The following is a 14,764-nucleotide window of genomic DNA, read 5'->3' on the forward strand; positions in this document are numbered from 1 at the left end:
CGTTGCCACGACACTTAATTTGAGAATCGGCCCTAAATTTGAGAATGCGACTTGGTTTTTGTCACTTAATGTGAGAATCAGGCAGTCGAGATAATCGACGGTGTTCCTGCAATGAGTGACCCACTTCCCGATGAAGTCGATGAAGCGCTTTGGGATGAAGCGTGCCGACGCGCAGACGCGATTCGGGAATTTCTGAAACACCGGACTGGCAAGATGACAGCCGGAGATGTGGCACTGCTTGCGACCGAGCTCGAAGTCAGTCGAGCGACCGCGTATCGCCTTATCAAGCTGTTTCGAGCCGGTGGCACGGTCATGTCGTTGGTGGATCGCAAGCGCGGTCGACCGCAGGGCCACCGGGTACTGGATGACCAGCGGGAAGAGATCATCCGCACGACGATCAACAGATACTACCTGACACGAAACCGGCCGACAGTTTCGCAGCTGGTCCGGGATGTGCAGACGAACTGCATGTCGGCCGGGCTCAAGCCGCCGCATCGCCGAACGATCAAGGCTCGTCTCGAGGAGATCGATCTGCAGAAGCGCGCCAAACGACGCGGCGAAACCGAGATCGTGAAGCAGACACAGGCCGTTCCTGGGGTGTTTGCCGCCTCCCGGCCTTTGCAGGTCGTTCAGGTCGACCATACGAAGGCGGACATCTTTGTCGTCGACGAGGAGACCCGGCAGCCGATCGGCCGGCCCTGGCTGACACTGGCGATGGATGTCTGCAGCCGCATGGTGACGGGATTTTACCTGACGATGGATGCGCCCTCCCGGCTGTCGACCAGTCTGTGCCTGCTGCACTCAGTCTTCGACAAATCGGCCTGGTTGCGGGAGCGCGAGATCACCGAACCTTGGCCCGTCGCCGGTCTGCCGGAGACGCTGCACGTCGACAACGGCGCCGACTTCAGGAGCCGTGCTTTCAAGAGAGGGTGCCAGGATGCAGGCATTGCGATCGCATGGCGACCGCCGGCTGAGCCGCGCTTCGGTGGCCATATCGAGCGTCTGATCGGCACCCAGATGGGAAAACTCCACCTGCTGCCCGGCACGACTTTCAGCAGTGCGCAGGAGCTTGGCGAATACGATTCCAAGCGGCATTCGGCGCTCACTTTGCGCGAACTCGAGCGCTACATCGTCCTCGACATTGTCGGCTCCTATCATCAGTCGATCCACAGCAGCTTGGGCCGCCCGCCAATTGCCGTCTGGCGGGAGCACGAGGGCGAGATTCCGCTGCGACTGCCGCAGGATCGAATGCGTTTCTGGCTGGCGTTCCTGCCCGAACAGGAGCGCACATTGCGGCCAAACGGTATTCATCTGTTTGGCCTGCGCTACTGGTCAGCTGCGCTCAGCGCCGACGTCGGTCGCTCGAACCGTCGCCTGCTCGTCAAATACGACCCTCGGGACATGGCCCGTATCTTCGTACGGCGACCTTCGGGCAATTTCGTGGAAGCCCGCTATGCTGATTTGACCCTGCCTTCGGTGACACTTCATGAGGCCGTGGCGGCGCGACGCACACTGCTGGCGAAAGGGCGACAGGAAATCAATACCCGCGCCATCGTCGGCACGGCAATCGCGCAGCGCCAACTGGTGGATGCAGCAACCAAGAAGACGGCAGCCGTACGACGCGGCGGTGCAGGAAAGCCAAAAACGAACGTGGATGACCGCGGATGGGGCTCGCTTCGGGGAATCGACTCCAGCAAACCTGTGCCCTTTGTCGAGGACACGGAGTGAGCTGGCATGAACAACGAAATCTCCCACCTGACCGCGAGCGCCGCAGCGCTGCTTGCTGAAACGGACGAGCAACGCATTCGTGCGATACGATCGCGCCGCTGGGTGCTCTACCCGCGCGCCAAGCAGGCGCTCGATCGGCTGAACCGGCTCCTCGATCATCCACGAGGAACGCGGATGCCTTCCGTCGCTATCTATGGCGACAGCGGCATGGGCAAGACGATGATCATGAAGCGCTTCCGCGACCAGCATCCGCCAACGTTCAATTCGCTGACGGGAACACTGAAGACACCGGTTTTGGCGATGGAGATGACCAGCCGGCCCGGCGAACGGCGGTTTTACGCCGAACTGCTGACCCTGCTCGGCGCACCCCAGCGGCCGCGGGCCGATATCGCCCAGATGGAGCAGGCTGCATTGCGGATCATGGAAGCGATCGGCGTGCAGGCGCTGGTGATCGACGAGGTGCACAACATTCTCGCCGGAACCTATCGTGAGCAGCGCATCGTTCTCAACACTCTGCGCTTTCTTAGCAATCGTCTGCGGATCTCACTCGTTTGCTTCGGCGTCAACGAGGCGCGGGAAGCCATTAGCGGCGACGTGCAACTGGCCCGCCGGTTCGAGCAATTCACGTTGAGCCGCTGGGCTGCAAACGAACAGTTCGAAACTCTGGTCGTGTCAATCTTGCGCAACACTCCATTGCGGCAGTCCTCGGTGTTAACTGCAAAATCGCTGCGGCGGATGCTGCAGATCACCGAGGGCATTACCGCCAACATTTTCCACACCATCAACACCCTCGCCATTGAGGCCATCGAAAGCGGACGCGAGCAGATTACCAACGAAGCGATCGAGAAGTGGGAGCCGGAGTTTGATGCCGAGGCAGCCTTCGCATGACGCGGGAACATCCTCGCGGCAATTGCCGGTAATCTTGGCGCCCCACGCCGACGAGCTCTTGTCGTCGTGGATCAGCCGGCATGCTTCCTTCTATGCGATCCCGCCACTTGGTATGCTGCGGCATTGTCTTCCCGAGGTGTCGTCTTTGCGCTCGGCCGATCGCAATCTGACCGCTACTCAGGTCACCCGCCTCGCCGGCATCTTCTCCACCGAACCGGCCACCCTGCGCCGCATGACCTTTTCGAATGTGGCGCCAGCATCGCGACGCCTGATTGCAGCCAGACCGCTACAGTCCTGTGCCTGTCATTCGGGTGACCACGAACCGAGGCCTCTCCTTCGCAGCCAGTTTCTCGGCTGGCGCATCACCTGTCCGCTTTGCGGCGACCTGCTCGAGCGCGCAGGAGGGCATGATCGCCCCTCTCCTTTCGACCGCTATAAAGGGGCCGCGCTCATAGGAGAACGGCTCCTCGACGATGAAGCCGAGCGCGGTATCCGAACCTGGACATCGCCGGCCGAAATCGCGCGCCTTCTGCTGATGCGACGCGTGCCGAGACCCCTTCCCCGTGAGTACGAACCGTGGCGATTCAGGGTGCTCGGCACAATCATTCCAGATCTCGATGGTGTCGTCGCTACGGAACGGAGGAACCTGCCTACTCCAGCAAGTCCGATCCTGCCGCTGCATCTGCGACCTGCTCTGCTGGCAGGAGTAGCTATCGTCGAGCGGGCTGGACCAGAGATGCTCAAAATGCTGCGTGCGAAAATGATGGGTCAGAACCAAGCACGATTCAGCAGCGCTATCGACGAGATCATGACCCATACATGCCGTTCGGTGGCGTCTTCGCAGTTGCAGTTAATTTGAGAATCCCGCCCGTCGGATTCTCATCTTTAAATGCCACATCCGGCTGAAACAGCCGCATTCTCACGTTTACGTGCCAAGCGACAGATCGCCCGCTCGGCGGCGTTGTTGTCGATCTCGAGGTGCCGTCGTCGAGGAAGCGGCAAAGCGACGCGCAGCGGGTAATCGCATAGCGGATCGCCTCCGCCGTGCTGCTCGAGCGCGGCAGTTCCGTTCATCTTGTCCCACCACCGCCGGAGCGCCTCGATCTTCGGTTTGGCCTGACGCTGGCGGATGGTCTTGCGCCTGTCCGGCGGCGCTCCGCGGATGGCATTCTCGATGTCGTAGAGTTCGCCGATCCGAACGAGCGTTTCCTCGGCGATCGGATGCGTTCCGGGGCTGGTGGTCAAATCGTAGAACTTGCGGCGGACATGCGCCCACAGGCCGCCTCCTGGATGGCGGCGGGTTTATCGGGTTGGGTTGCTTCATAGAGGTCGCGGAACCCGGCATAGCCATCGGCATGCAAGACGCCCGAGAAGTCTGCGAGGTGGGCTTTCGGATGCTCACCCTTGCGATCCGGACTGTAGAAGTAGGAGACGGCGGGCGGCGTCTCATCTCCCCAGGGGCGACCATCGCACCCCGGAACTGATCGGGATCATTTGAGCGCTCGCTTCCCCTCCTCAGGAATTTGTCGCAGGGAACACACCAAAACGGATTACATTTTGATCATCCGCCCGACAGATTGCATTAATTTGATTTGATTCTTCAGAATCAAACCGACGCCTCATTTATTTTCGCGAGCACATCGTCGATTAACTCGACGACGTCTTGAATGCTGTTGTTTTTGAAAACGATCCTAGTGCCTTTGCTCAGTGCGCCCGATAGCGATCCCGAACTAGGCACCGGTGCAAAATGAAGGATTTCCTCAATCCGGATTGCGATGCTCGAATTGTCGGGGCGGGTAAGAGTAACAAAAGCCATGGTCACTCCATGCAGATGAACTAGCGCTTTGAAAAAGTGTATGACGTCACGGTTAGCACGGCCGGGTGTAGTTAAACTCCCACCGCTGGGTGCGACATATTGTATGTTCCATTGGCAATTCCAGGTCGCCTAAAATACCAGAGTTACGGCACATCGTCACATAGTCAATTTGGACTATGAATTGCTGTGGTTAAGTTTCCAGATGTGTCTGTTGCTGTCTCCGTTCGCGCTGCATCAAGCTCATGACTCGGCATGCGACTCGACTAGGGAGTCCACATCCCGCTTCCGGCGCTCGGCGACGTGGCGGCCTCAGGCCCGGACCGCAACGTGATCTTGCTGTTCCGCCTCGGTGAGCGCATCATGCGCATCGAACTCACGAAGAGTCTGATCGAAGCTCGCCGACTGGGAGCACTGGCCGTAGGGGACACAGTGGGTTGAGACCCACTCGTGCCCTCAGGAAGCGTTCGGCGAGCAAATAACGAAATTGCATACGGCGGCAAACTTAGTCAGACGGAATTCAGTTGACGTGTGAAGCGACAACGTTGTTCACTTGCTGGTAGTCGTCACGGGGAGGACGCAATGATAGACCTAGCAACAGCAACGGTAATCGCAAAGATGGCCTCGGATGCGGTGGGCGCGTTTGATAAGATTTTTCGCGGATTTGCAGATGTTGTGGCAAAAAAAGAGCCAACTGCGCCGCACGTTCCTCCACCGGATTTTGTTTACATCGACAGTCCAGAACAAAAGGCCTTTGTTGCTAAGTCGCGTAAGACTGGCGCCACCTACCAGACTGTAACTTATCAGACGCTATGCGAAACGCTCAGCGGCGGCGATCGCGAATACATTGAGACATTAACACGCGCTATGGAGAATTATCAGCGTCAATGGAATAGTGCCTTTGAACAGCGGTCGTTGGCGAGCGGCATGGACGTTGGCAGAATGGATGCCCAGTTGGACTACCTTGCTAGGCAGATAGCCGATTGCTTAATCAAAGTGCTTGATTTCGTTGGGAAAATGGGCCTCCACTTGGATGATCACTACAGTATGGCACGGCATGTAGCGGGAAAATATCTCGCAAGGGCCTAAATGCTCGTCGCCGAGATCGAATTCCGGAAAGCTGCGGGATCCCCCGTTCAAGAAGATCAGGGGGCGGGCGGTACCGTGAACATCTCAACAGACTTTGGACATCTCGATGGAAGATACCCAGCTTACCCCATCAAGTGCCATCCGAGCACGTAGCACCCGAAGGCGCGTCGACAACGCTCATAACCGAGCCGCCGCCCTTGAAGAGAACGATGTCGGGCGGGCCCAAAGCGGACGTTCAGAGCTGACCGATCCTTTGCCGGCAGCGGGCTTGGCTTGCGATCGTGCGCCCCGAGAATGGCTCGAGGTTTGTTCGCCATTAGCCCGACGAGTCCGATCCGGCTGAACTGACAGGGCGGGTTCGTGGATGCAAATCCTAGAGTGCGGGCGGGAACTATGCATACTAGAGAAAAATCGAAAATGCTTTGGAGCGCCTTGTGTATGAAATCGGCTTTCTATGGGCTGGTCTTCAGTCTTGGATGGTTAAACGCCCCCGCGGCTTTTGGCCAAGAATTGGTCATTGCTGCGCCGGCCAGATTGGACTCGAGGGAGCCTAATGAATGGGGCGACGCAGGGGATGTGATGTGGCGCAACAATGTCTATGAGGCGTTGGTCGGCGTCGACAACAACCTAAACCTCGTGCCCGCATTGGCTGTTTCGTGGGAATATAATGGCGTGGGTTTACTGCTCCGGTTGCGGGAGTGCAGGTTTACAAATGGCGACGCCTTGAGCTCGGCCGATGTTGCTGCTTCCCTTCGCCATGCTCAGGACCAAGGCTCTTTTCCTGGTCTCCGCATCGACGTTGTCGACGACCATACAATTCAGGTGATCGCGGAAAACGATCAAACGCCTCTCGCCGCCTGGCTAATATATCTGCCTGTCATACCGCGGAGCTGGGTAGATGGTGATCGCGGCGCTTCTCCGCCAGGAACCGGTGCTTACCGGCTCATGGACATACAACAAGACTATCGGGCCATATTTGAGCGAAACACTGATTGGTGGGGATGGACGGAAACCGAGATGACGGGAACCGCCGAGCGAATTACTCTGGTCAATGTTAGAGACAAGTCAGTTCAGGTAAATTCGCTATCGTCGGGTCAGGCTGACTTGTTGTGGGCTTGGACAGAGGGATATGCTGACAAGGGGGACGAGACGATGCAATTCGTGGAACGCTTGGCTGGCGAGCGAATTCCAGCGATTCTCGCACCCGGCGGAATATTTGCAGGACGTCCTGGCCGCGTTCAATCCGTACAATTCGATTGGTACGGCATCAAATGGGCCCACGTGCGAACATCTAACTAGCGGCTAGTTCAACGGGCAGTTTCACCAACATCGATAAAGAGGGTCGTTCCCTCAATAGTAAATTGTTGCGGTCCCTCGGTGCGGCGAAGTTCCGATAGTGCGTTTGACAATTCGCCAGTTGCGAAATTCTCGGCTGCTTGTGCGGAGATTCTGTCCCCGGTGACTCTACGCACCGAGTTAATCACATTGGCAAGAAGCTGATTTGAGGTAGCACTGCAAGAGAGCGCGCAGGTCGTACTTTCGCCCGAGCACGTCGCAACGGGTGTCCCCGAACTGCACGACAACTCGCATAAACTTCCGGATGATGTATTGCAACTCGCCGCTAATGCGAACTCAGATTGCATGCATAAAGCCGCGCTAAGGGAAACGCCCGCGAACCATTCAAGCAGGCTTTTCTTATCGACCGGCGCAGATATCCTGCGCCGATCGCTGCGGATACGCTGCGGCCGGAACTGCATATACATTTCTGCAATCGGCATAGAGCTCAATCCGCTGTGTATTCTGCTCATTGTAAACCCCTTCAATCGATGCGAGATGAAAGCAGAAGTCTACATTACCATCAGGGTACCCTTCTACGTTTATTAGGGAATTTTCAAAGCCCGCAGGCAATATTTCGGAGTCGCCTACCGAGGTTTCGTAGTGCGCCTCAAGCGGCAAGCGAAGGACAGGACCCCGCGCCGCTTTTACAAATTCGCCGATCATGGATCGCAATGTCGTCTGCCGTTGAAATCCTATGGACATGGAGAGCGAAGACACACATTTCTCGCCAACGACGTTGATTTGGACGTCACCGAAACTGCTCTCGCAGGACGCCACAAAATAGCCATTCGAATAGCACTCGTCCGGCGTCACTGAAGCAATTCGCCAGGTCCTGCCGTCAGTGCTGGGTATTCGCACTGTGAAAAGCTCAGCTGACTTGGGTATCAAAACTCTCGCTTGACGCTGATTGGTAGGGACATTCTGGTTGATTTCCTTGATGCCCACGATCAAGTCGAATTCCTGGGGCGCGGGCTGCGGAGCGTCAGCGGGATTGATGACAAGAAGCTTGTTCTGGTACGGATTAAGTGCATCGCTTAAAGTCCAGTAGAATATAAAGGCGCCTGCGACAGAACCCCCCAGTTGAAACCAGGTCGTTGTCACTGAGCCTGTCGAGTCACCGACCACTCCGAAAGTCACGAGGGCAACCGACAAGCTCAAGAGTATGAAGAGCGTCTGAACATAGGGCTGGCTGTCATAGAGGAACCGCGCCCAATCGAAAAAGGCTGGGAGGGTCGCGAGGATCACGGCGATGAGCAAGGTGATCAGCGCGAGTATATAAACCGGTATGTAGCGGCTAACCGTGTTGCGTGGCGCTGATCTTCTTTCGGCCTTTTGCTTTGGCTTAGAGCCTGAACCCGACAGTTTTTGCTCCGGTGACTCCGGTAACGGCCCATCCTTTAACGGTTCGACTGGCGGTCCAGGAACCGGCTTTGTCGCATCTGGATCATCCTGGTCCGACATTCCGCTGCTCCCCTTAGAAAGACGCATTATTATCCAGCTTTGCATAGCGTGAAAGGTCTCAATCGCGCTGCTCACTCTCAGAATCGAATGACCTCGGCGTTTCGCACTTAGACCTCGACGCGCCCCCCGTGATAGCGCCTAGCCCCGTCTCCGCAGATTTCGCGCGAAGATCGTAAGTCACACGACCAAACTGCAAAAGCTGCACAAATGGGTTAGTCGCACGAGGCGCACGGACTCACCCCACCCCCGCGTCATCGCAAGCTCATGCGCCCTAGCATGCGCATGAAGCGGAGAGCCTAGCTGATAACCTCATCTGTACCAGTTGATATATTATGCGATCTTTTGAGCACATAAGGGGAACGCAGGAGCCAGAAGGTGACCTGCGTGTCCGGACTGGTCCTCCCACAGCCCATGGCAGCGCACGCGGCTCTAGACGCCCGCTTTACAACTACCCGACTTCGATCATGATTGGATTGGTCGTTGGAGGGAGGGATCATGTTCAAACGCATCGAGAGCCCGGAAGAAGGCTTCGTCCAGCTCAAGTATTGGTCCGACATCGTAGGCGTCTTTACGCGCCTCGGCTTTCTATATGCTGGCTTATTTTACACCCTTCGGCAGATAGATTGGGATGCCGCGCCGGAAGATTCGTTTGGCGTGATGTGGATAACGCCGCTCCTTGCCTGCATATTCATCTACCTGCTCGCTGGTGCCCTCGGCGGCGTCTTCCTTGCCTACATGATCACCGTGCTCCAGAACCAGTTCGTGCTGCCGACTAAAGAATTAGGGTTCTGGCGCCGAGTTCTTGGCCAGATCCTTTATTGGAGTGGGATATTTCTGTTCGGGATTATTTTCGGGGCCTTCAACTTATACGTCCTCATAAATGCGACCTCGCCTTCCTGATTTGTTTACTTGTCGCATGGAGCGCTCCCCGGTTCACCGGACAGGATGCGCGTTCAGCCGCCTTAAAGATACGTGGGGTGCCCTACCGCTTACGATCGATCTGGAGAGCTGGCTAGGGCAAATTTTGGCGCCTCATGAGCGGCGACAGTCATACCGCCACGTTCCAGCGCACATGGACCGTGAAAGCCACTGCCTGCAGCTACGGGAGGAAAGCGTAAGCCGCGTGCCGCCTCTCCATGTCGAATGGCAGGACATGCAAGCGCAAGTCTTCTGAAAGCTTGAATGGCTCGCTAAATTTGGGAAAGCCGCTCACCGCAGGGTAGACCAGGAACATGTCGCCCGCACCGCCGAGATACTTCTGACCATACGCGAAGAGTTGATAGTGTCGCTTTGCATTTGATTGCGAGACTCCTGTGCCAATGATTTCATATGCTTGGCATGGCAATTAATTTGAGAATGGCCACTTAAATTGTAACCGGTGTTTAGCCTCCACGTTGCCCTGCCTGCCGTGATCTGTGATCGGCTTTCCATGGAAGAACGAAGGGAGTTTCTCCATGGAGACTACGTTGGAGGTTCTCACAACCGCCAAGGCTGCGGGTGCACGTCATCGGCAATGGCCAGAGGAGGTCAAGGCGCGGATCGTCTCGGAGAGTTTGCGGCCGGGCGTGACGGTGAACGAGGTGGCGGAACGTTATGGGCTGAAGCCGAACCACCTGTCGTCATGGCGCACGATGGCGCGGCAGGGCAAGCTGGTTTTGCCCCCGCCCGAGGATGCGGCGGAATTCGCGGCGATGGTTGTCGAGACGTGTGATGCCGTGCCGCCGATTATAGAAGTCAGCCGTCCCGAGATTATCGTCGGTCCGGTCATGATCCGCCTGGAGGAAGGCGCATCGGCAGCCCGGATCGCTGCGGTTGCGCGTGCGTTGGCGGCCTCGGCATGATCTTTCCGTCCAACCGCGTGCGGATCATGGTGGCGACCAAGCCTGTGGACTTCCGCAAGGGCCATGACGGGTTGGCAGCGTTGGTGAAGAACGAGCTGCGCAAGGACCCGTTCACTGGAACGGTCTTCGTCTTCCGGTCGCGCAAGGCAGATCGCTTGAAGCTGATCTACTGGGATGGCAGCGGCATGGTGATGGCCTACAAGCGACTGGAAGAACACACGTTCACCTGGCCCGGCATCAAGGACGGCTTGATGACGTTGAGCCATGCCCAGTTCGAGGCCCTGTTTGCGGGCCTGGACTGGCGTCGCGTCCGCGCTGTCGAGACGAGAGCGCCAGAGGCCATCGAGTAACTGCGTCACGATGACTCGGGTGGTACATTGCAGAGGTAAGCCGAGGCCGAATTTGATAGACCCGGCGCATGCTGAACGCCGTCGACCTGCCAGATGACATTGCCGCCCTGAAGGCGATGCTGATCGCAGCGGAAGCGCGTGAAGTTCGCAAGGACGAGCGGATCGAACGACTGGAAAGACTGGTTGCCGCCTTCAAGCAAGCAGCCTTCGGGCGCAAATCCGAGAAGACCGAATCCCGATCAATTCGATCTGGCGCTGGAGGATTTGGAAACGGCCATTGCGGCCGTCCAGGCTGAGGACGAGGCCGATACTTCTCCGGGCAAACGATCCTCCAAGCCACGCACGACCAATCGCGGCTCACTTCCCAGCCATCTTGCCCGTATCGAAGAGGTCATCGAGCCGGAAAGCCTGATCTGCGCCTGCGGCGGTTGCCTGCATTGCATCGGCGAGGATGTGTCCGAGCGGCTGGATGTGGTCCCAGCGCAGTTCCGCGTCATCGTTACCCGTCGCCCCAAATATGCGTGTCGCGCCTGCACGGACGGCGTCGTCCAGGCCTCGGCCCCGGCCCGTTTGATCCAGGCAGGGCTGCCGACGGAGGCCACGGTCGCGCATGTCCTGGTCTCCAAATACGCCGATCATCTTCCCCTTTATCGGCAGGCGCAGATCATGAGCCGCCAAGGCATTGACCTCGACAGGTCCACGCTTGCCGACTGGGTCGGTCGGGCAGCCTATGAGCTGCGTCCCGTCTTCGATGCGCTGATCACCGACCTGAAGCGCTCGTCCAATCTCTTCATGGACGAGACCCGCGCTCCGGTGCTCGATCCTGGCTCCCGTAAAACCAAGACCGGATACTTCTGGGCGCTGGCGCGTGATGATCGACCATGGAGCGGCGATGCTCCACCAGGCGTCGCCTTCACCTATGCTCCCGGTCGCGGCGGACTGCATGCTGAGCGAATATTGCAGGGATTCTCGGGCATTCTGCAGGTCGACGGCTATGCCGGATACAACAGACTGATCGCACCTGACCGTGTCGGCTCGGACATCCGGCTTGCCTATTGTTGGGCACACGCTCGTCGCAAGCTGGTGGAGATCACCCGCAACGGAGCCGCCCCGATTGCCGAGGAAGGCGTCAAACGGATTGGCGAGCTGTATCGGATCGAGGCCGAATTGCGTGGCCTCGATCCGCAAACCCGCTTTGCCGGAAGGCAGGAGAGATCAGCCCCGTTGGTCACAGACATGGAAGCATGGCTCGCCCATCACCGCGCCCGCATCGCTGCCAAATCGCCGCTCGGCGAGGCTCTTGCTTACATCGCCAAATACTGGGAGGGCCTGAAGCTCTTCCTGACCGACGGACGCATCGAGATCGACAACAACAGCGTCGAAAGAACCATCAGACCGATAGCTCTCAATCGAAAGAACTCACTCTCCGCGGGGCATGACGCAGGGGCTGAGAGCTGGGCGACCATCGCCTCGCTCGTTGAGACCTGCAAACTCAATGCAGTCGATCCGCAAGCGTACCTGACCGCCACGCTCACCGCCATCGTCAAAGGCCACAAGCAGAGCCGGATCGATGAACTCTTACCGTGGAATCATCCGGCCCTATGTTGCAAGTGCCACCAATGACCGCTGTGACCTATTGCGGTCGTAACGCAGGCCGAGCTGGTGATTTCGAGCAACAGTGAACGTCCCCGTTCCTTGATGCGCTGAAAGTCTGCGTTCCTTTCACGCTGTTGTCATCGACGCAGCCTAGCCGTCCGATTCAAGCTCCTTTCTTGGCACACTATCGGCCGCGCATCGTAGTTATCGGCGCAGGGATCATCGGTTCGGCGATCACCTATAATCTAGCCATTCGGGGTGCAGACGTCCTACTCATGGATCAAGGGCCGATGCCTGGTTCCGGCGTAACAGGTAAAGCGTTCGGCTGGGTCAACGTCATTAACGGAATGCCTGGCGACAGAAGCTATGCCCTCTGGCGGGAGGCCGTCGCTGAGTACCGGAATTTGAAATATGCTCTGCCAACGGCCTTTTCCCGCGCTCGTTTCGGCTCCCTGCTGTGGGAGGCTACATCACAAGAAACAGAGCAGTTTGCAGAGCTTCACCGTAGCGCCGGGGAGAGTGTCGAACTGTTGCAACGAAGCACCTTACAGGGATTGGAGCCACGCCTCCGCCAAGTCCCAGACCTCGCTGCCTTCTCGCCAGATGATCTGGCTCTTGACCCAATGCAGCTTGCTGGAGACTTGGTAACTGCCGCAATCGCCGCTGGCGGCTCGACGCGTTTTGGCGCGGCCGTCAGTGCCATCGACACTGTCAATGGTAAGGTCTCCGGTGTACGGGTAGGGGATGAGAAAATCGCCGCTGACGTCGTTGTTGTGGCAGCGGGCGCTGGCGTCCATACGCTGACTGATCGGCTTGGCATTCAAACAGGCCTGACGACGTCTCCGGCCTTGCTTCTCCGTTACGCGTGTGATCGCCCCATCATCAACCATATCCTGCGTGGTCCCCGGCTGGAAATTAGGCAGACCAGCGATAGCACCTTGCTCGTTGCGAAGTCCTACGTGGAAACCGGAGATGAGAATTGCCCTCGGCTCGTAGGCGAGAAAATGCTGGCTGTGATGAAGGACGAGCTGGATTTGCCCGACGAGGTTGCGCTGAAAAGAGCGGAAATCGGAGATCGTCCGGTTTTTGCCGACGGCTTACCGCGTCTCGGTTTCCTCCCGGAGATCAGAAATCCCTATCTTGCAGTCGGCCATCCCGGTGTCATTTTGGCACCCCTGATAGGCCGCATGACCTCAGAAGAGATACTCGAAGGCCGAAACGCAAACGCTACATGCCGTTCTCACTAGAATGCACATTTAGGCAGGCGCGCCTGTCCGCATCTGGTAAATTGTCACCGTAGCACTCAATCCCGGAGTTATCCCGCCCAGGTGCGAGCGGCACACCGCTTACCTTAAATTGAGATTGCGGCTTGGATTTTGTCACTTAATGTGAGAATCAGGCGGTCGAGATAATCGACGGTGTTCCTGCCATGAGTACCCATTTCCCGACGCGGTCGACCAAGCGCTTTGGGAGGCAGCGTGCCGAGGCGCAGACGCGATTCGGGAATTCCTGAAGCACCGGACTGGCAAGATGACAGCCGGAGATGTGGCACTGCTTGCGACCGAACTCGAAATCAGTCGAGCGACCGCATACCGCCTTTTATCACCTGCCCACTGTGTGGCGGCCTGCTCCGACCCACGGGCAGGCAGGGCCTCCCCTCGCCTTTCAGCGCTACAATGAGGCCGCACTCATAGGAGAACGGCTCCTCGACGAGGAAGCCGAGCGCGGTGTCCGAACCTGGACATCGCCGGCCGAAATCGCGCGCCTTCTGCTGATGCGACGCGTGCCGAGACCCCTTCCCGAAGGTACGAACCGTGGCGATTCAGGATTCAGGGTGCTCGGCGCAATCATTCCAGATCTCGATGGTGTCGTCGCTATGGAACGGAGGAACCTGCCGGCACCGGCAAGTCCGATCCTGCCGCTGCATCTGCGACCTGCTCTGCTGGCAGGAGTAGCCATCGTCGAGCGGGCTGGACGCTGGACCAGAGATGCTCAAAATGCTGTGTGCGAAAATGATGGGTCAGAACCAAGCACGATTCAGCAGCGCTATTGACGAGATCATGACCCATACATGCAGATCGATGGCGTCTTCGCAGTTGCAGTTAATCTGAGAATCCGGTCGCTCGGATTCTCATCTTTAAATGGCACATCCGGCTGAAACAGCCGCATTCTCACATTTACGTGCCAAGCGACACCTAAATGCGCTACTCATGTGATATCAACTAACGTGCGAGTGCGCTAACTGCCCTCATTGATCAACGAATGCGGCGGTTCACTGCTTTTCAATGAGCGTCCATCGCTGGCTCGGCGTGCACCCATCGCCGAGCTCGATAGTGGCGTCGCCGCTGTCGTCGACTTCGGAATCCCATATTGCTCCATGAAGCGTCACCACGGTAGCGTTGTTCGGCGGCCCCGTGTGGCACGTGAATTTGTTCCCAGTTGCATCGACAATGCCCGATTCAAAGATTAGGCAGACATTTTCAGGATCGGTGGACCAGGTATTTATCGGGCCAAGCTCGTCGATCACCACTACACTGAAATTGTCTTCGCTAAGCCTAAAGACGTATCTATTCGCCATCGTCGTTCTCCGTCGTTTCCTTACTTGATGAGTCAATCAGCCTAATGTTCCGGTGTGTTTGCCTCCGGGTTCAAACGCGACG

The 14,764-nt window shown here is 57.7% G+C and carries 12 protein-coding genes and 2 pseudogenes; 10 read left to right on the top strand and 4 right to left on the bottom strand.

Features of this window, described 5'->3' with window-relative positions; genetic code table 11:
* Positions 1-213: 213 nt before the first annotated feature.
* Genes SJ05684_RS24715 through SJ05684_RS24725 form a run of 3 tightly spaced genes read left to right on the top strand, consistent with a single transcriptional unit; the run spans position 214 to position 3,475 of the window.
* A complete protein-coding gene (locus tag SJ05684_RS24715; protein WP_244938023.1) occupies positions 214-1,728 on the top strand; it encodes a TnsB C-terminal domain-containing protein in 1,515 nt (504 codons plus the stop codon).
* Positions 1,729-1,734: 6 nt separating this feature from the next.
* Positions 1,735-2,616: a TniB family NTP-binding protein gene (locus SJ05684_RS24720; protein WP_034859561.1), complete on the top strand. Its 882-nt coding sequence runs from the start codon at positions 1,735-1,737 to the stop codon at positions 2,614-2,616.
* Positions 2,594-3,475 carry a TniQ family protein gene (locus SJ05684_RS24725; protein WP_095694367.1) on the top strand — a complete coding sequence of 294 codons (882 nt, stop codon included), beginning with the start codon at positions 2,594-2,596 and terminating at the stop codon, positions 3,473-3,475. Before SJ05684_RS24720 ends, SJ05684_RS24725 begins: the two co-directional genes overlap by 23 nt.
* Before the next feature lie 26 nt (positions 3,476-3,501).
* Here the strand turns inward: SJ05684_RS24725 and SJ05684_RS24735 are convergent.
* Positions 3,502-4,001 (bottom strand): annotated as a pseudogene (locus SJ05684_RS24735) (IS66 family transposase); the annotation flags it as partial.
* Between the two features lie 221 nt (positions 4,002-4,222).
* Complete coding sequence (locus SJ05684_RS30115; RefSeq protein WP_034859728.1) at positions 4,223-4,432, bottom strand: hypothetical protein; 210 nt, start codon at positions 4,430-4,432, stop codon at positions 4,223-4,225.
* A gap of 579 nt (positions 4,433-5,011) precedes the next feature.
* On the opposite strand from SJ05684_RS30115, the gene SJ05684_RS24750 reads away from it, so the two are divergent.
* Both SJ05684_RS24750 and SJ05684_RS24755 read left to right on the top strand, forming a co-directional pair.
* Positions 5,012-5,518 (top strand): hypothetical protein, encoded by a 507-nt coding sequence (locus SJ05684_RS24750; protein ID WP_034859726.1) that lies wholly within the window; start codon positions 5,012-5,014, stop codon positions 5,516-5,518.
* Between the two features lie 438 nt (positions 5,519-5,956).
* On the top strand, positions 5,957-6,817 hold the full coding sequence (locus SJ05684_RS24755; RefSeq protein ID WP_157212050.1) for an ABC transporter substrate-binding protein: 861 nt from the start codon (positions 5,957-5,959) through the stop codon (positions 6,815-6,817).
* A gap of 396 nt (positions 6,818-7,213) precedes the next feature.
* Here SJ05684_RS24755 and SJ05684_RS24760 read toward each other — a convergent pair whose 3' ends face one another.
* Positions 7,214-8,317: a hypothetical protein gene (locus tag SJ05684_RS24760; RefSeq protein WP_034859722.1), complete on the bottom strand. Its 1,104-nt coding sequence runs from the start codon at positions 8,315-8,317 to the stop codon at positions 7,214-7,216.
* Positions 8,318-8,812: 495 nt separating this feature from the next.
* Between SJ05684_RS24760 and SJ05684_RS24765 the strand changes: the two genes are divergently transcribed.
* The 5 genes and pseudogenes from SJ05684_RS24765 (at position 8,813) to SJ05684_RS24780 (ending at position 13,351) form a co-directional block, all read left to right on the top strand.
* Positions 8,813-9,217, top strand: coding sequence for a hypothetical protein (locus tag SJ05684_RS24765; protein WP_034859720.1), 405 nt, complete (start codon positions 8,813-8,815; stop codon positions 9,215-9,217).
* 554 nt (positions 9,218-9,771) lie between these two features.
* On the top strand, positions 9,772-10,158 hold the full coding sequence (locus tag SJ05684_RS29805; RefSeq protein ID WP_157747898.1) for a transposase: 387 nt from the start codon (positions 9,772-9,774) through the stop codon (positions 10,156-10,158).
* A complete protein-coding gene (gene tnpB / locus SJ05684_RS29810; RefSeq protein WP_037435302.1) occupies positions 10,155-10,508 on the top strand; it encodes an IS66 family insertion sequence element accessory protein TnpB in 354 nt (117 codons plus the stop codon). Before SJ05684_RS29805 ends, tnpB begins: the two co-directional genes overlap by 4 nt.
* Positions 10,509-10,576: 68 nt before the next feature.
* Positions 10,577-12,131 (top strand): annotated as a pseudogene (gene tnpC / locus SJ05684_RS24775) (IS66 family transposase).
* 149 nt (positions 12,132-12,280) lie between these two features.
* A complete protein-coding gene (locus SJ05684_RS24780; protein ID WP_157212036.1) occupies positions 12,281-13,351 on the top strand; it encodes an NAD(P)/FAD-dependent oxidoreductase in 1,071 nt (356 codons plus the stop codon).
* Positions 13,352-14,376: 1,025 nt separating this feature from the next.
* Here the strand turns inward: SJ05684_RS24780 and SJ05684_RS24800 are convergent.
* Positions 14,377-14,682 carry a hypothetical protein gene (locus tag SJ05684_RS24800; RefSeq protein WP_034859407.1) on the bottom strand — a complete coding sequence of 102 codons (306 nt, stop codon included), beginning with the start codon at positions 14,680-14,682 and terminating at the stop codon, positions 14,377-14,379.
* Positions 14,683-14,764 lie beyond the last annotated feature (82 nt).

Origin of the sequence: Sinorhizobium sojae CCBAU 05684 (genome assembly GCF_002288525.1) — a bacterium.
GTDB classification, from domain to species: domain Bacteria; phylum Pseudomonadota; class Alphaproteobacteria; order Rhizobiales; family Rhizobiaceae; genus Sinorhizobium; species Sinorhizobium sojae.

Bases quoted from the DNA above. Each gene is read 5' to 3' on its own strand.
- SJ05684_RS24715 (WP_244938023.1), top strand. From the start codon at position 214: ATGACAGCCGGAGATGTGGCACTGCTTGCGACCGAGCTCGAAGTCAGT.
- SJ05684_RS24720 (WP_034859561.1), top strand. From the start codon at position 1,735: ATGAACAACGAAATCTCCCACCTGACCGCGAGCGCCGCAGCGCTGCTT.
- SJ05684_RS24725 (WP_095694367.1), top strand. From the start codon at position 2,594: ATGCCGAGGCAGCCTTCGCATGACGCGGGAACATCCTCGCGGCAATTG.
- SJ05684_RS30115 (WP_034859728.1), bottom strand. From the start codon at position 4,432: ATGGCTTTTGTTACTCTTACCCGCCCCGACAATTCGAGCATCGCAATC.
- SJ05684_RS24750 (WP_034859726.1), top strand. From the start codon at position 5,012: ATGATAGACCTAGCAACAGCAACGGTAATCGCAAAGATGGCCTCGGAT.
- SJ05684_RS24755 (WP_157212050.1), top strand. From the start codon at position 5,957: ATGAAATCGGCTTTCTATGGGCTGGTCTTCAGTCTTGGATGGTTAAAC.
- SJ05684_RS24760 (WP_034859722.1), bottom strand. From the start codon at position 8,317: ATGTCGGACCAGGATGATCCAGATGCGACAAAGCCGGTTCCTGGACCG.
- SJ05684_RS24765 (WP_034859720.1), top strand. From the start codon at position 8,813: ATGTTCAAACGCATCGAGAGCCCGGAAGAAGGCTTCGTCCAGCTCAAG.
- SJ05684_RS29805 (WP_157747898.1), top strand. From the start codon at position 9,772: ATGGAGACTACGTTGGAGGTTCTCACAACCGCCAAGGCTGCGGGTGCA.
- tnpB (WP_037435302.1), top strand. From the start codon at position 10,155: ATGATCTTTCCGTCCAACCGCGTGCGGATCATGGTGGCGACCAAGCCT.
- SJ05684_RS24800 (WP_034859407.1), bottom strand. From the start codon at position 14,682: ATGGCGAATAGATACGTCTTTAGGCTTAGCGAAGACAATTTCAGTGTA.